Genomic DNA, 13,522 nt, shown 5'->3' with positions numbered 1-13,522 from the left:
GACGGGGGTCGGACGCCCTCCCGCGCCCCCTTGACACGCGTACCCCTGACACCGTAAAGACCCGCCGCCCCACAAGGCACACACCGAGCGGAGCGACAGGGGCGATCAGGCGGTGCCACGGCACCACGCAGTCACCCTCACCTGCCGACACGGAGCCCGATCGGGCTCGCCCGAACGGCGTATTCACCGAGCCGCGCGCTGCGCCACACCGCTTGCGCGACGTGCGTACGTGTCGCCCGGAACATCTGGTTCCGGCGCTGGTGCGCGGGTCCTCACCCGTAGCGGGCCTCCCGCGAAACGACAGTCGTCCACCCGAACGGCGCAGACGTGACCAACCTCACATACAGCCGTTTCTGCTCGGAATCCGGGCGCGAGGTGCGCAACGATCGCTTCGACGACAAGCCCCCGCCACAGCGGTGGGGCGGTCCGGGCGGACGCCCAATCCTGCCGCCGTACCGGATGTCTGGTCGAGCGCCTGGACCGGCAGGAGCGGAGGACCCGAGCACGACGGGACCGCCGGCCGCCACGGCCGGACGGCCCCTTGGGGTGAAGTCGTTACCGCGACCGGGCATCTTCGCCTGCCCGAACCCGACAGGTACTCCTTCGCAGGCGGCTGACGAAGGGTTGCGCATGACTGCGCGTACCGCCACCTCCTCCCTGCTGGCGCGGGCCGGAGTGATCTCCGCCATCGCCCTCGCCACCGTAGGCGGGACACTGGTCGTACCAGGAGCCGCCGGGGACGCGGAAGCCGCGTCGACGTCGGCCTCGGCACTGCGGGTCGCCGCTTCCAAAAAGGGAGCGCCCTACAAGTACGGAGCCAGCGGGCCATACCGATTCGACTGCTCAGGGTTGACGCTGTACTCGTTCAAGCGGGCCGGGAAGCGGCTGCCGCGCACCGCGGCAGCACAGTACAACCGCACCCGGCACCTGTCCGCCTCCTCGCGCCGCCTCGGTGACCTGGTCTTCTTCCACTCCCGCCGCGGCATCTACCACGTGGGCATCTACGCGGGGAAGGGCAAGATCTGGCACGCGCCCAAGCCCGGCGCCGTGGTGCGGCTGGAGCGCATCTGGTCGCACAGCGTCTCGTACGGCCGGGTGCGCTGATCACGCGAGCCGACGAGGCGCCGAACCGCCGGCGTTCCGCACGCGTACGGGTGTGTGCGCCCGCACACCCGTACGCGTTCAGGAGTGATCAACGCGTCGGCGGATACCCGCCCGCAATGGCCCCCCTCACCGAAACCGACCGGAACGAACGGCCCGCCCCCTCCGCACTGCCCGGAACCCCCCAAGCACCGGAGCCGCACCAGCCGTCCGGTTCCGCCCGGTACGCCGTATGCGCGGAACGCAACGAGACGCCCCTGGAACGCTACGACCGCAACTTCGGCGAACTGCTCCAGGAACTCCGCGTCCTGCAGACCGGCGTGCAGATCCTCTTCGCCTTCCTGCTGACCCTGGCCTTCACCCCGCGCTTCGTATCCCTGGACACCACGCAACGCACGTTCTACGTGGGTACGTTACTGCTGGCCGTACTGGCGACGCTGCTGCTCACCGCGCCTGCCGCGGTACACCGGGTGCTGTTCCGGCGGCGCGCGAAGGGCCTGATCGTGGAAGTCTCCGCACGCCTGACGGCGGCCGGCATGGCGGTACTCGCACTGGCACTGGCCGGCGCCGTACTGCTGGTCGTCGATGTCGTACTGGGGCGCGGGGCGGGAGTGGTGGCGGGCTCGGTGACGCTGGTGACGTGCGGCGGCCTGTGGGCGCTGCTGCCCCGTGTGCTGGGACACCTGAACGGGCATCTCAAACCGACGGGGCGGGACCAGGTGTGACGTCCGGGGAGGCCGGCGACGCGGGGCCGCGCCGTCGAAATCTTTTGTGACCTGGTCGTCCTTGCTTTGGCGACGGTGAACCGATGGAGTCTCCTTAGCACGTGAGGAGACCCATGCACACGCACCTGCCCCAGCTCACGCACACCAGGACCGACTCGTGAACCTGCGCGGACTTCTGCGCCGCCGCTCCCCCGCCACCCCTTGCCCGGCCTGCGGCAGCACGGACGTGCTGTGGGAGGACGAGGGTGTCTACGGCGCCGGTGAACTGCTGTGGTGGTGCGCCTCCTGCCTGCATCAGTGGCACCCGGGCGACCTCGGCCCGGAGGCGCAGACGGGGCCCGGCCCCTCGTCCCCGCCCGCGCCCGTGAACGTCCCCGCACCCGTACCCACGCCCCCTCCCGCCGCACCGCCCTCCCCGGCTCCCCCCGTTCCCCCCTCTCCCCCTGCCGCCCCCGGCCCGGCCACCGTCGCCGAACGTGTCATGTATGCGGCGGGGCTGACACCTCTGGTCCCCTGTCCCGGTGCCTACGAGCCGTGGCTGTGCCGCTGTGCGGCCTGCGGCCGGGAGACCAGCCCCACGTACCGGCAGGTGCGGGACGAGGGCGTGGGCTGCGCGTGCAGCACGGGCCGCCGCCGCAAGCCGCGCTTCCTCACCAGGCCCTGAGGAGGAACGTCCCTCCGGCCGGGCGCGCCACTACGGCAGGAACTGCTTCCAGGGCAAAGTGATCCAGACGGTCTTGCCCCCGGCCGCGGTCGGCTCGATCGTCAGCTGCCCGCCGCACTCGGCGGCGAGGAAGCGGACGATCGCCATACCCCGCCCGTTGTCCTGCTGCACGGCGGCCGGCAGCCGCTTCGGCCAGCGCGGATGGCCGTCGGTGACACCGATCCGCAGCCGTTCGTCACGGTCCAGCCGCACGTCAACCGTGAACGTCGGCGACCGCCCGAACGTGTGCTGCACGGCATTGGTCGCCAGCTCGGAGACGATCAGACGCACGGTGTCGGCCGTCTCCGCCCCTTCCGGCAGGCCCCATTCGGCCAGTACGCCCGTGACGTACCTGCGGGCCTCCGCGACCGATGCCGGTGCGCTGGGCAGAGTGAGTGAGGATTCCTGATGGTCTGCCATCGAGACGCCGTCCCTTTCCCACCGAGGCTCGACTCCGGCCCGCCGCCGAAGGAAGCCGCCATCGCATTCCGGCCTCCCGGGCCCTTTCCGGCCCCTTCGGCTCCGGCCTCGGACCGGTGCTGTGCGTCAGACTGCCACTCATGCCGCAGCTGTGACGGGTCATCCACCAAGAAGTGCATATATCTGTCGCCCGAAGCGGTGAACTCTGCTACGCGAGACCGTATTTGCGCGGCACACTGTCGGATCGGAATCAGCCATCAGGGGATGACCGCATCCGCGGCGCACCCCCACGGGAAAGGACGGAGGGTGCGGTATGCGGTACGGTCCCGCGGTGCGCCGCCGCAAGCTGGGCGCGGAATTACGGCGCCAGCGGACGCTGGCCGGACTCACCAGTGGCGAGGCGGCCCGCCGGGTCGGGTGGCACCAGTCCAAGGTCAGCCGTATCGAGACCGGGCGCAGCGGCGCCAGGCCGGCCGACGTCGAACTGCTGCTGGACGCGTACGGCGTCCGGGACGCGGAGCTGCACGCCCTGCTTGCGGCGCTGTGCGGGAGCGGTGCGCAGAACGGCGGGGCCGGCCGGCACGGCTGGTGGCACACGTACCGCGACCTGCTGCCGCCGGAGTACCGGGACTTCATCAGCCTGGAGTACGGGGCGTCCCGGGCGCGCACGCTGGAGACGACGGTGGTGCCGGGGCTGCTGCAGACGCCGGACTACGCGCGGGCGGTGACCCGCGCCACGCTCTCGGACCTGCCGGTGAAGCAGGTCGAGGAGCTGGTGGAGGTGCGCATCGCGCGCCAGGACGTGCTGCGGGGCGAGGATCCGCTGGAGTTGTGGGCGGTGCTGGACGAGGCGGTGCTGCGCCGGGAGGTCGGCCCGCCCGGGGTGATGGCGGCGCAGCTGCGGCACATTCTGGACGTGGGGCAGTTGCCGCATGTGCGACTACAGGTACTGCCCTTCGCGTCCGGTGTGCACATCGGCATCACCGGCCCTTTCGTTGTCTTCTCATTTCCGCTCACTTCTGACTTGGATGTGGTTGTTCTCGACCATTTGACGAGTAGCCTCTACTTGGAGCAAAAGGAAGACCTCAGGGCGTACAGCGATGCGTTCGACACGCTGCGGGGGCACGCCCTCTCATGCGAGAAGTCAGCGCAATTCATCGCCCGGATCGCCGCTACCTCGTGGGCCGGCACCGGCGTCTGAGGAGGCAGCATGTCACTCCCGCCTGGGCTCGATCCCACCCACACCGTGCCGCGCGGCGCCCGATGGCGGCGCAGCAGCCACAGCACCGCGATGAACAACTGCGTCGAGACGGCCCGCGTCGGCTCCGGCCTCCTCGCGGTGCGCGACTCCAAGAGGACCGCGGGTCCGGCGCTGCTCTTCACCACGGCGGCCTGGACGTCCTTCGTCGACGAGCTGGCCGACAGCCGCTTCGCGAAGGTGGGATGAACCGGACCGCCGCGCGGCCGGTGACGACGGCGCTCCGGTGCCTCAGGTGACCGGTGCCGTCCGTACGACCGTCCGGACCGCTTCGCGCGCCTGGCGGGGAGTCAGGTCCGCGCGGGCGGTCAGGCGCAGTCGCGAGATGCCGTCGGGTACGGACGGCGGCCGGAAGCAGCCGACCACGAGGCCCGCGGTCCGGCAGTCCGCGGCCCACCGGACGGCCTGCTCCGGCGAAGGCGCCCGTACCGACACCACCGCGGCGTCCGGGCGGACGACCGACAGGCCTGCGGCGCTGAGCCGCTGGTGCAGTTCGGCGGCCACCGCGCGGGCCTGCCCGGCGCGCTCCGGCTCGCGGCGCAGCAGGCGCAGCGCCGTACGGGCGCCGCCGGCCGCCGCGGGCGCGAGGCCGGTGTCGAAGATGAACGTCCGCGCGGTGTTGACGAGGTGTTCGATGACCCGGGCGGGGCCGAGGACCGCGCCTCCCTGGCTGCCGAGCGACTTCGACAGGGTGATGGTGGCGACCACGTCCGCGTCCCCGGCCAGCCCGGCCGCGTGCACCGCACCGCGTCCCCCTTCGCCGAGCACGCCCAGGCCGTGTGCGTCGTCGACGAGCAGTGCCGCGCCGTGCGCCCGGCAGGCGTCGGCGAGGGACCGCAGGGGCGCGGCGTCGCCGTCCACGGAGAAGACCGAGTCGGTGACGGCGAGCGCGGGGCCGCCGTGGCCGTCCAGCGACTTGCGCACCGCGTCCGGGTCGGCGTGCGGGACCACGACGGTCCTGGCCCTGGCGAGCCGGCAGCCGTCGATGAGCGAGGCGTGGTTGCCCGCGTCCGAGACGATCAGACCGCCGGGTCCGCCGAGCGCGGTGACAGCGGCGAGGTTGGCCGCGTAGCCGGAGGACAGCACGAGGGCCGCCTCGAAGCCGCAGAACTCGGCGAGTTCGGCCTCCAGGCGGGCGTGCAGCTCGGTGCTGCCGGAGACCAGCCGGGACCCGGTGGCGCCCGCGCCCCAGCGGTGCGCGGCCTGCGCGGCGCCGCGGGTGACCTCGGGGTGCCGGGACAGGCCGAGGTAGTCGTTGCTCGCCAGGTCCAGCAGCGGCGACTCGAACGGCCGCGGCCGCAGCGTACGGACGAGACCCGCGCGGCGGCGCTGTTCGCGGGCCGCATCGATCCAGCCGAAGGCGGCGGCCTGCGCGCCGGTGCCCGGCGCGGTGCCGCGGCCGGGCGAGAGCGGCCCGGCCGGCCCGTCGTGCGGCGGCTCCGGCGCGTCGCGGAGCAGTGGCGGTGCAGGGTCGTCCTGATGCATCGGCGTCCTTCGCGTTTGTGGGCTGTCGATAGACGTTAGCGGTCGTTACATCGTCCTACGGTGTGGCCATGCACACACCCCGGATCAGCGCCCTTGTTGGGTTCCTCCATGGTCGCGGGCCGTCGGCGTACGCCAGGATCGTCGCCATGGATCTGCTGACAACGCTGGTGGACAAGGGGCTGCGGCGCGAATCGCCGACCCGCGAAGAGGCGCTCGCCGTGCTGACGACGACCGACGACGACCTGCTCGACGTGGTGGCCGCGGCCGGAAAGGTGCGCCGCCGGTGGTTCGGGCGGCGGGTGAAGCTGAACTACCTCGTCAACCTGAAGTCCGGGCTGTGCCCCGAGGACTGCTCGTACTGTTCCCAGCGGCTCGGCTCCAAGGCCGAGATCCTCAAGTACACCTGGCTCAAGCCGGAGGAGGCCTCCGAGGCGGCCGCGGCCGGGGTGGCCGGCGGCGCCAAGCGGGTCTGCATCGTGGCCAGCGGCCGCGGGCCGACGGACCGGGACGTGGACCGGGTGTCGCGGACCATCGCCGCCATCAAGGAGCAGAACGAGGGCGTCGAGGTGTGCGCGTGCCTCGGCCTGCTCTCGGACGGCCAGGCGTCCCGGCTGCGGGCAGCGGGCGCGGACGCCTACAACCACAACCTCAACACCTCCGAGGCCACCTACGGGGACATCACCACCACCCACACCTACGCCGACCGGGTCGAAACGGTCCAACAGGCGCAGGCGGCGGGCCTGTCCGCCTGCTCCGGTCTGATCGCGGGCATGGGCGAGAGCGACGCCGACCTGGTGGACGTGGTCTTCGCCCTGCGCGAGCTGGACCCCGACTCGGTACCGGTCAACTTCCTCATCCCCTTCGAAGGCACCCCGCTGGCCAAGGAGTGGAACCTCACGCCCCAGCGTGCGCTGCGCATCCTGGCGATGGTGCGCTTCGTCTGCCCGGACGTGGAGGTACGGCTGGCCGGCGGGCGTGAGGTGCATCTGCGCTCGCTGCAGCCGCTGGCCCTGCATCTGGCCAACTCCATCTTCCTCGGTGACTACCTCACCAGTGAGGGCCAGGCGGGCAAGGACGACCTCGCGATGATCGAGGACGCGGGCTTCGAGGTGGAGGGTACGGACACCACCACCCTGCCGGAACACCGCGCGGACGCGCTCGCGGGCGGCGGCTGCGGTGGTCACGGGGGCGGCGACTGCGGGCCGTGCGGGGAGGGCGACGGTGACGCGGAGCCGGGCGTAGGGGCCGAGGCGGAGCCGGTCGCCGTACGGGCCGGGGCGGAACCGGCTGTTCCGGCCGAGGCTTCCGGCGCCTCGACCGCCTCCTCGACCCCCTCGACCGCCTCCGCCGGTGAGGTCCGTTCGGACCTGGTCTCCGTACGCCGTCGCGGAGCGGGTACGGAGCTGCCGCCGAATGCCTGAGCCCGTACAGCTCCCCGTCCCCGCACAACTTCCCGCCCCCGCACAGCTCCCCGTCCCCGAACTGCTGGCGCTCGACCGACGGCACGTCTGGCATCCGTACGGCCCGATGCCCGGCCGGGCCGACCCGCTGGTCGTCGCCTCGGCGTCCGGCGTACGACTGCGCCTGACCGAACCTGTTGAGAACCGGACCGAATTGGTGGACGGCATGTCCTCCTGGTGGTCGGCGGTGCACGGTTACAACCACCCCGTGCTCAACGAGGCGGCCCGCGGTCAGCTGGACCGGATGAGCCATGTGATGTTCGGCGGGCTCACCCACGAGCCCGCCGTACGCCTGGCCGCCCGGCTGGCGGAGATCACCCCGGACGGCCTGGAGCACGTCTTCCTCGCCGACTCCGGTTCGGTGTCGGTCGAGGTCGCCGTGAAGATGTGCCTCCAGTACTGGCGCTCGGTCGGACAGCCGCGCAAGCAGCGGCTGATGACCTGGCGCGGCGGCTACCACGGCGACACCTGGCAGCCGATGTCGGTGTGCGACCCGGACGGCGGCATGCACGAGCTGTGGCAAGGGGCCCTGCCGCAGCAGCTCTTCGCGGATGCTCCGCCACCGGGGTTCGACGCCCCGCCGGACCCCGCGTACGAGGCGCATCTGCGCGACCTGGTCGCGCGGCACGCCGACGAACTGGCGGCGGTCGTCGTGGAACCGGTGGTCCAGGGAGCGGGCGGCATGTCCTTCCACTCCCCCGGCTATCTGCGGGTGCTCCGCGAGGCGTGCGACGAGCACGGTGTCCTGCTCGTCTTCGACGAGATCGCCACCGGCTTCGGCCGTACGGGATCGCTGTTCGCCGCCGGGCACGCGGGCGTCACCCCGGATGTGATGTGCGTCGGCAAGGCTCTGACCGGCGGGTATCTCACCATGGCGGCGACGTTGTGCACGGCGGCCGTGGCGGACGGGATCTCCCGGGGCGACGTGCCGGTGCTCGCCCACGGCCCGACTTTCATGGGCAACCCGCTGGCCGCCGCGGTCGCCAACGCCTCGGTGGACCTGCTGCTGTCCCAGGACTGGGCGCGCGAGGTCAAGCGGATCGGGGCGGGGCTGTGGGACGGCCTCGCCGGCGCCGCCGCCATGGAGGGCGTGCGGGACGTACGGGTCCTGGGCGCGATCGGCGTCCTCCAGCTCGACCACGAGGTGGACATGGCGGCCGCCACGCGGGCGGCCGTACGGGAGGGCGTGTGGCTGCGCCCGTTCCGTGACCTCGTGTACGCGATGCCGCCGTACATCACCGGGGACGAGGACGTGGCCCGGATCTGCGCGGCGATGCGCGCGGTGGCGCGCGAGGCCTGAGAAGGCCGGGGCGCGGAGCCCTCAGGACGACAACCACGCTCGACGACAGGAGAACCCACCGTGTCGGTGCTGTTCGTGACCGGAACGTGCACGGAGATCGGCAAGACCGTGACCACGGCGGCCCTCGCCGCGACGGCGCTCGCCCAGGGCCGTTCCGTCGCGGTACTCAAACCCGCGCAGACCGGAGTCACCGCGGACGAACCGGGTGACGCGGCAGAAGTCACGCGGCTCGCGGGCCCGCGGGTCACCACCGCCGAACTGGCGCGCTACCCCGATCCCCTGGCACCCGAGACCGCCGCGCGCCGCGCCGGCCTGCCGCCCGTACGCCCCGCGGAGATCGCCGAGACGGCCGCGAAGCTGGCGGCCTCGCACGACCTCGTGCTGGTCGAGGGCGCGGGCGGCCTGCTCGTACGGTTCGACGAGCAGGGCGCGACCCTCGCCGACGCGGCACGCCTGGCCGGGGCCCCCGTGCTGGTGGTGGCCCAGGCCGGCCTGGGGACGCTCAACGCGGTGGCGCTCACCGCGCTGGCCCTGCGCTCGTACGGGATCGACTGCCCGGGAGTGGTGGTGGGCAGCTGGCCCGCGGCCCCCGGCCTCGCCGCCCGCTGCAACCTCGACGACCTTCCCGCGGCGGCCGGCGCTCCGCTGCTGGGGCGCGTCCCGGAGGGAGCGGGGAGCCTGCCGCCCGCGGAGTTCCGCGCGCAGGCGCCGGGCTGGCTGGCGCCCGCCCTCGGCGGCACCGCGTAATCCGCCGCCACGCTCCGGCAGTGGTGTCCCGGCGCGGCACGGCGGACACTCGAACCGGCGAACGTCCGTCCGGCGAAGGGACCACCCATGCCACACCGCAGGCGAGTCGAGCGAGGAGTCGTCCACCATCCGGTCTTCGCCCAGTGGTACGCATGTTTCGCGGCCCACCGTACGGGGCTCACGGCTCTGCGGCGCGAGATGCTGGCCGGACTGTCGGGCCGGGTCATCGAGATCGGCGCCGGTACGGGAGTGAACTTCGCCCACTACCCCCGCACCGTCGCGGAGGTGGTCGCCGTCGAGCCCGAACGCACCTTGCGGCAGCGCGCCCTGACCGAGGCGGCGCGCGCCGGCATCCCGGTGGACGTCGTACCGGCCACGGCGGAGGCCCTGCCGGTCAAGAGCGAGGCGTTCGACGCGGCGGTGGTGTCGCTGGTGCTCTGTTCGGTACGTGACGTGCAGCGCTCCCTGTCGGAACTGCGACGGGTGCTGCGGCCGGGCGGCGAACTGCGCTTCTTCGAACACGGGTGTTCCCTGCGCCACGGGCCCGCGACGGTGCAGCGGGCCCTGGACCGTTCGGTGTGGCCCCTGTTGATGGGCAACTGCCACCTGTCGCGCGACCCGCTGGCCGAACTACGGGCAGCGGGCTTCACCATCGGCACGTACCACCGTGGCCGCGTCCTGGGGCCCGGCCCCGCCCTGCCGTGGACGGTGGTGGGCTCGGCACGACGGGGGTGACACCGCGGGTGCCACCGCGGGATACCGGGACGGCTGATGGTGCCCTACTGTCGGTGGCCAAGCGGGAGTTGCCGCCCCGTGAGGCACGGGGCCGACGTCGGGAGGCTGACGTGTCCACACCCGTTCCGGGCAGGGCGACCGGTGTCACGGACGGCGGCGAGGCGGCCGCGCGGGCGGAGTCGCTGGTCAAGACGTACGGGATGGGCGAGGCGCAGGTCGTGGCGCTGGACGGCGTCGACGTGTCGATCGGGCGGGGGCGGTTCACGGCGGTGATGGGCCCATCCGGTTCGGGGAAGTCCACGCTGATGCACTGCCTGGCGGGCCTGGACACGGCGTCCGCCGGCCGGGTGTGGCTGGGCGACCGGGAGATCACGGGTCTGGACGACCGGCAGCTGACCCGGCTGCGCAGGGACCGCGTCGGCTTCGTGTTCCAGTCGTTCAACCTGCTGCCCACGCTGACGGCCGCGGAGAACATCACGCTGCCCATGGACATCGCGGGCCGCAAGCCGGACCGGGAGTGGCTGCGCGAGGTGATCAGCACGCTGCGGCTCGGCGACCGCCTGCGGCACCGGCCCGCGCAGCTCTCCGGTGGGCAGCAGCAGCGGGTGGCGTGTGCCCGTGCCCTGGCCGCCCGCCCCGCTCTGATCTTCGCGGACGAACCGACCGGCAACCTGGACTCCCGCTCGGGTCTGGAGGTGCTCCAGTTCCTGCGGGAGGCGGTGGACGGCCTCGGGCAGACGGTCGTGATGGTGACCCACGACCCGAACGCGGCGGCCCACGCCGATCTCGCGCTCTATCTGGCGGACGGCCGGATCGTGGACGAGATGGCGCGGCCCACCGCGGAATCCGTGCTGGAACGGATGCAGATCTTCGCGCCGGGACCCGGGGCTGGTTCCGGCCCCGGTGCTGGTCCCGGCCCCGGTCCCGGTCCCGGTCCCGGCTCCAGCCCCGGTTCCGGCCCCTCGCGGAACGGCTGACGCACCGTGTTAAGGGCCACGCTCCGGAGCTTCTTCGCACACAAGGGCCGGCTGCTGCTCTCCGCCCTCGCCGTGGTGCTCTCGGTGGCGTTCGTGGTGGGCAGCCTGATCTTCTCGGACACCACCGGCGCCACCTTCGACCGGCTCTTCGCCTCGACCGCTTCCGACGTCGAGGTCGCGCCGCGACAGGACTTCGACGCGCCGGGCGGCGTCGGTTCGGCCGAGACCCCGACCGTGCCGGCCGGTCTGCGGGGCCGGATCGCGGACGTCGACGGCGTGGCGGCCGCGCGTCTCGACGTACAGGTGGAGCGGATCACCGTCACCGACGCCCGCGACCGTCCGGTGGGGCCGACGCGGAACGCGCCGTCCATCGTCACCAACTGGTCCCCGGGCGAGCGCAGCCCGGTACGGGTGACCGACGGCCGGCCGCCGCGCGGTCCGGGCGAGGCGATGGTCGACCGGGACACCGCCGACCGGAGCGGCGTACGGATCGGTGACACGCTGCGCGTCATCGCCCCGCCGGGCACCTTCCCCGTACGCGTCGTCGGCATCGCCGCCTTCACCACCACCAACCCGGGTTCCTCCCTGGTCCTCCTGGAGACCAGGGCCGCCCAGCGCGGCCTGCTGGGCAGTACGGACAAGGCGACCGGGGTGTCCGTGGACGCCGCGCCCGGCGTACCGGACGGCGTGCTCAAGAGCCGTATCGGCGCCGCGCTGGGCGGTGACGCCGCCGCGTACGACATCCGGACGCGGGCCGAGCAGAAGAAGTCGCAGGCCGAAGAGTTGGGGGGCTTCCTCAGCATCCTCAGGTACATGATGGTGGGCTTCGCGGGCGTCGCCGTCCTCGTCGGCATCTTCCTGATCGTCAACACGTTCTCGATGCTGATCGCGCAGCGCACCCGGGAACTGGGCCTGCTGCGGGCGCTCGGCGCGGACCGCCGCCAGGTGCGCCGCTCGGTGCTGCTGGAGGCGCTGCTGCTGGGCGTCTTCGGCGCCACGGCGGGGCTCGCGGCGGGCGTGGGGCTCGCGGTGCTGCTGGTCGTCGCGATGGGCTGGTTCGGGCTGCGGCTGAACTCCGCCGACCTGGTGCTGCACTGGCCGACCGTGGCCGCGGCGTACGCCGTCGGTGTGGGCGTGACCTTCGTCGCCGCGCTGCTCCCCGCACTGCGGGCGGGCCGCGTGTCCCCGATGGCCGCGCTCGCCGACGTGGAACTGACGGGGGCCGGGCGCCCGCTGCGCTTCCGCGCCGCCGCCGGGTCCCTGGTGGGGGCGGCGGGCGCGGCCGCGCTGGCAGGCTGCGCGCTGAGCGGCCGGACGGCGGCCGCCGGGTCGCTGCTGGCGCTCGGTGTGCTGCTGACGCTGGTGGCCGGAGTGATCGCGGGGCCGCTGCTGGTGCGCCCGGTGATCCGGCTCCTCGGGCGGGGGCTGGAGCCGGCGTTCGGCGCGGTGGGCCGGATGAGCCGCCGCAACGCGCTGCGCAATCCCCGCCGTACGGGAGCGACCGCGGCGGCCCTGATGATCGGGCTGGCGCTGGTGACCGGGCTGTCGGTCGCCGGGGCGTCGGCCGCCGCGTCGGTCGGCCGGCAGATCGACCGGACGCTGGGTGCCGACTTCGTCGTACAGAACGCGTCGTTCGCACCGTTCTCCGAAGAGGTCACCGACCGGGTGCGCGCGGCCCCGGGAGCCGGCACGGTCGTACGCCAGCGGATCGTTCCCCTGAGGCTGGAACTGCCGGGCGGCCGGGCGGTCACGACGGTGGCCGGGGCTTTCGACCGGGACCTCGACGCCGTGGCGAAGGTGACGTACGCGGCGGGGAACACCGCGGCGGCACTGGCGCCCGGACGGGTCGGCGTCCAGCGGGAGTTCGCGCAGGCGCACGGTCTGCGGGTGGGCTCCCGGCTGGACGCGGTGCTGCCGTCGGGACGGCCCGCCCGCTTCACGGTCGGCGCGCTGACGGAGGACTCCGGTTCCGGGCCCGGCACCGAGGGCGGCGTCTTCATGGGGATGGCCACCCTGGAGAAGTACGTGCCGAGCGGGCAGGATTCCGTGGTGTACGTGAACGCCGCGGACGGCACCGACCCGCGGCGGCTGCGGGTCGCCCTGGAGCGGACGCTCCGGCCGTTCCCGCAGGTACAGGTGCACGATCAGGCCGACTACAAGGAGCTGGTCAGCGGCCAGATCCAGGGACTGCTCAACCTGCTGTACGCGCTGCTGGGGCTCGCCATCGTCATCGCGGTGCTGGGCGTGGTCAACACGCTGGCCCTGGCCGTCGTGGAACGCACCCGCGAGATCGGGCTGCTGCGCGCCGTCGGCCTGTCCAGGAAGCAGCTGCGCCGGATGATCCGGCTGGAGTCCGTGGTGATCGCCCTGTTCGGCGCGGTCCTCGGGCTCGGACTCGGGCTGCTCTGGGGAGCCGCCACGCAGCGGGTTCTGGCACTGGAGGGCCTGACGGCGTTCGCCGTCCCGTGGTCCACCGTGGGCGCGGTGGTGGTCGGGTCCGTGGTGGTCGGGCTGCTCGCGGCGCTGCTGCCCGCACTGCGCGCGTCCCGGCTGAACGTCCTGTCCGCCATCGCCCATGAGTGACCGGGCACGCCCGTACGCCTCACCGCAC

Annotated in this window: 13 protein-coding genes and 1 riboswitch; of the genes, 11 read left to right on the top strand and 2 right to left on the bottom strand. The window is 73.0% G+C overall.

The annotated features are described in order from the left end of the window. The first annotated feature begins 462 nt into the window (after window positions 1-462). Window positions 463-627: riboswitch (cyclic di-AMP (ydaO/yuaA leader) on the top strand. 3 nt (window positions 628-630) lie between these two features. The 3 genes from A6A06_RS19425 (at window position 631) to A6A06_RS19415 (ending at window position 2,490) form a co-directional block, all read left to right on the top strand. Further along, window positions 631-1,104, top strand: coding sequence for a C40 family peptidase (locus A6A06_RS19425; RefSeq protein ID WP_073762561.1), 474 nt, complete (start codon window positions 631-633; stop codon window positions 1,102-1,104). A 116-nt stretch (window positions 1,105-1,220) separates the two neighbouring features. Continuing rightward, on the top strand, window positions 1,221-1,826 hold the full coding sequence (locus A6A06_RS19420) for a DUF6328 family protein (RefSeq protein WP_242440828.1): 606 nt from the start codon (window positions 1,221-1,223) through the stop codon (window positions 1,824-1,826). Window positions 1,827-1,983: 157 nt separating this feature from the next. Next, window positions 1,984-2,490, top strand: coding sequence for a hypothetical protein (locus A6A06_RS19415; RefSeq protein ID WP_073762560.1), 507 nt, complete (start codon window positions 1,984-1,986; stop codon window positions 2,488-2,490). Window positions 2,491-2,520: 30 nt separating this feature from the next. On the opposite strand, the gene A6A06_RS19410 is transcribed toward A6A06_RS19415, so the two are convergent. Then, on the bottom strand, window positions 2,521-2,949 hold the full coding sequence (locus A6A06_RS19410) for an ATP-binding protein (protein ID WP_073762559.1): 429 nt from the start codon (window positions 2,947-2,949) through the stop codon (window positions 2,521-2,523). Between the two features lie 313 nt (window positions 2,950-3,262). Between A6A06_RS19410 and A6A06_RS19405 the strand changes: the two genes are divergently transcribed. Next, window positions 3,263-4,150 carry a helix-turn-helix domain-containing protein gene (locus A6A06_RS19405; RefSeq protein ID WP_073762558.1) on the top strand — a complete coding sequence of 296 codons (888 nt, stop codon included), beginning with the start codon at window positions 3,263-3,265 and terminating at the stop codon, window positions 4,148-4,150. Window positions 4,151-4,159: 9 nt separating this feature from the next. Further along, entirely contained in the window at window positions 4,160-4,396 is a 237-nt protein-coding gene (locus A6A06_RS19400; RefSeq protein WP_073762557.1) for a DUF397 domain-containing protein, read from the top strand. A gap of 42 nt (window positions 4,397-4,438) precedes the next feature. Here the strand turns inward: A6A06_RS19400 and A6A06_RS19395 are convergent, their stop codons facing one another. After that, a complete protein-coding gene (locus tag A6A06_RS19395) occupies window positions 4,439-5,692 on the bottom strand; it encodes an 8-amino-7-oxononanoate synthase (RefSeq protein ID WP_079194146.1) in 1,254 nt (417 codons plus the stop codon). Between the two features lie 146 nt (window positions 5,693-5,838). Here A6A06_RS19395 and bioB point away from each other — a divergent pair, with 146 nt between their 5' ends. From bioB to A6A06_RS19365, 6 genes are all read left to right on the top strand, one after another. Continuing rightward, window positions 5,839-7,113 (top strand): biotin synthase BioB, encoded by a 1,275-nt coding sequence (gene bioB, locus A6A06_RS19390; RefSeq protein WP_073762556.1) that lies wholly within the window; start codon window positions 5,839-5,841, stop codon window positions 7,111-7,113. Continuing rightward, entirely contained in the window at window positions 7,106-8,452 is a 1,347-nt protein-coding gene (locus tag A6A06_RS19385) for an adenosylmethionine--8-amino-7-oxononanoate transaminase (protein ID WP_242440827.1), read from the top strand. Before bioB ends, A6A06_RS19385 begins: the two co-directional genes overlap by 8 nt. Window positions 8,453-8,512: 60 nt before the next feature. Further along, a complete protein-coding gene (bioD, locus tag A6A06_RS19380; protein ID WP_073762555.1) occupies window positions 8,513-9,199 on the top strand; it encodes a dethiobiotin synthase in 687 nt (228 codons plus the stop codon). 87 nt (window positions 9,200-9,286) lie between these two features. Continuing rightward, window positions 9,287-9,934, top strand: coding sequence for a class I SAM-dependent methyltransferase (locus A6A06_RS19375; protein WP_073762554.1), 648 nt, complete (start codon window positions 9,287-9,289; stop codon window positions 9,932-9,934). A gap of 110 nt (window positions 9,935-10,044) precedes the next feature. Further along, complete coding sequence (locus A6A06_RS19370) at window positions 10,045-10,911, top strand: ABC transporter ATP-binding protein (RefSeq protein ID WP_073762553.1); 867 nt, start codon at window positions 10,045-10,047, stop codon at window positions 10,909-10,911. Window positions 10,912-10,917: 6 nt separating this feature from the next. Next, window positions 10,918-13,494, top strand: coding sequence for an ABC transporter permease (locus A6A06_RS19365; RefSeq protein WP_073762552.1), 2,577 nt, complete (start codon window positions 10,918-10,920; stop codon window positions 13,492-13,494). Window positions 13,495-13,522: the final 28 nt, after the last annotated feature.

It is taken from the genome of Streptomyces sp. CB02923 (assembly GCF_001905005.1).
Classification (GTDB): domain Bacteria; phylum Actinomycetota; class Actinomycetes; order Streptomycetales; family Streptomycetaceae; genus Streptomyces.
Note: the sequence above shows the minus strand (reverse complement) of the source record. Positions and strands in the feature narration are given on the sequence as shown.

Excerpts from the sequence above, each read along its gene's own strand:
- A6A06_RS19425 (WP_073762561.1), top strand. The coding sequence starts at position 631 with ATGACTGCGCGTACCGCCACCTCCTCCCTGCTGGCGCGGGCCGGAGTG.
- A6A06_RS19420 (WP_242440828.1), top strand. The coding sequence starts at position 1,221 with ATGGCCCCCCTCACCGAAACCGACCGGAACGAACGGCCCGCCCCCTCC.
- A6A06_RS19410 (WP_073762559.1), bottom strand. The coding sequence starts at position 2,949 with ATGGCAGACCATCAGGAATCCTCACTCACTCTGCCCAGCGCACCGGCA.
- A6A06_RS19405 (WP_073762558.1), top strand. The coding sequence starts at position 3,263 with ATGCGGTACGGTCCCGCGGTGCGCCGCCGCAAGCTGGGCGCGGAATTA.
- A6A06_RS19400 (WP_073762557.1), top strand. The coding sequence starts at position 4,160 with ATGTCACTCCCGCCTGGGCTCGATCCCACCCACACCGTGCCGCGCGGC.
- A6A06_RS19395 (WP_079194146.1), bottom strand. The coding sequence starts at position 5,692 with ATGCATCAGGACGACCCTGCACCGCCACTGCTCCGCGACGCGCCGGAG.
- bioB (WP_073762556.1), top strand. The coding sequence starts at position 5,839 with ATGGATCTGCTGACAACGCTGGTGGACAAGGGGCTGCGGCGCGAATCG.
- A6A06_RS19385 (WP_242440827.1), top strand. The coding sequence starts at position 7,106 with ATGCCTGAGCCCGTACAGCTCCCCGTCCCCGCACAACTTCCCGCCCCC.
- A6A06_RS19375 (WP_073762554.1), top strand. The coding sequence starts at position 9,287 with ATGCCACACCGCAGGCGAGTCGAGCGAGGAGTCGTCCACCATCCGGTC.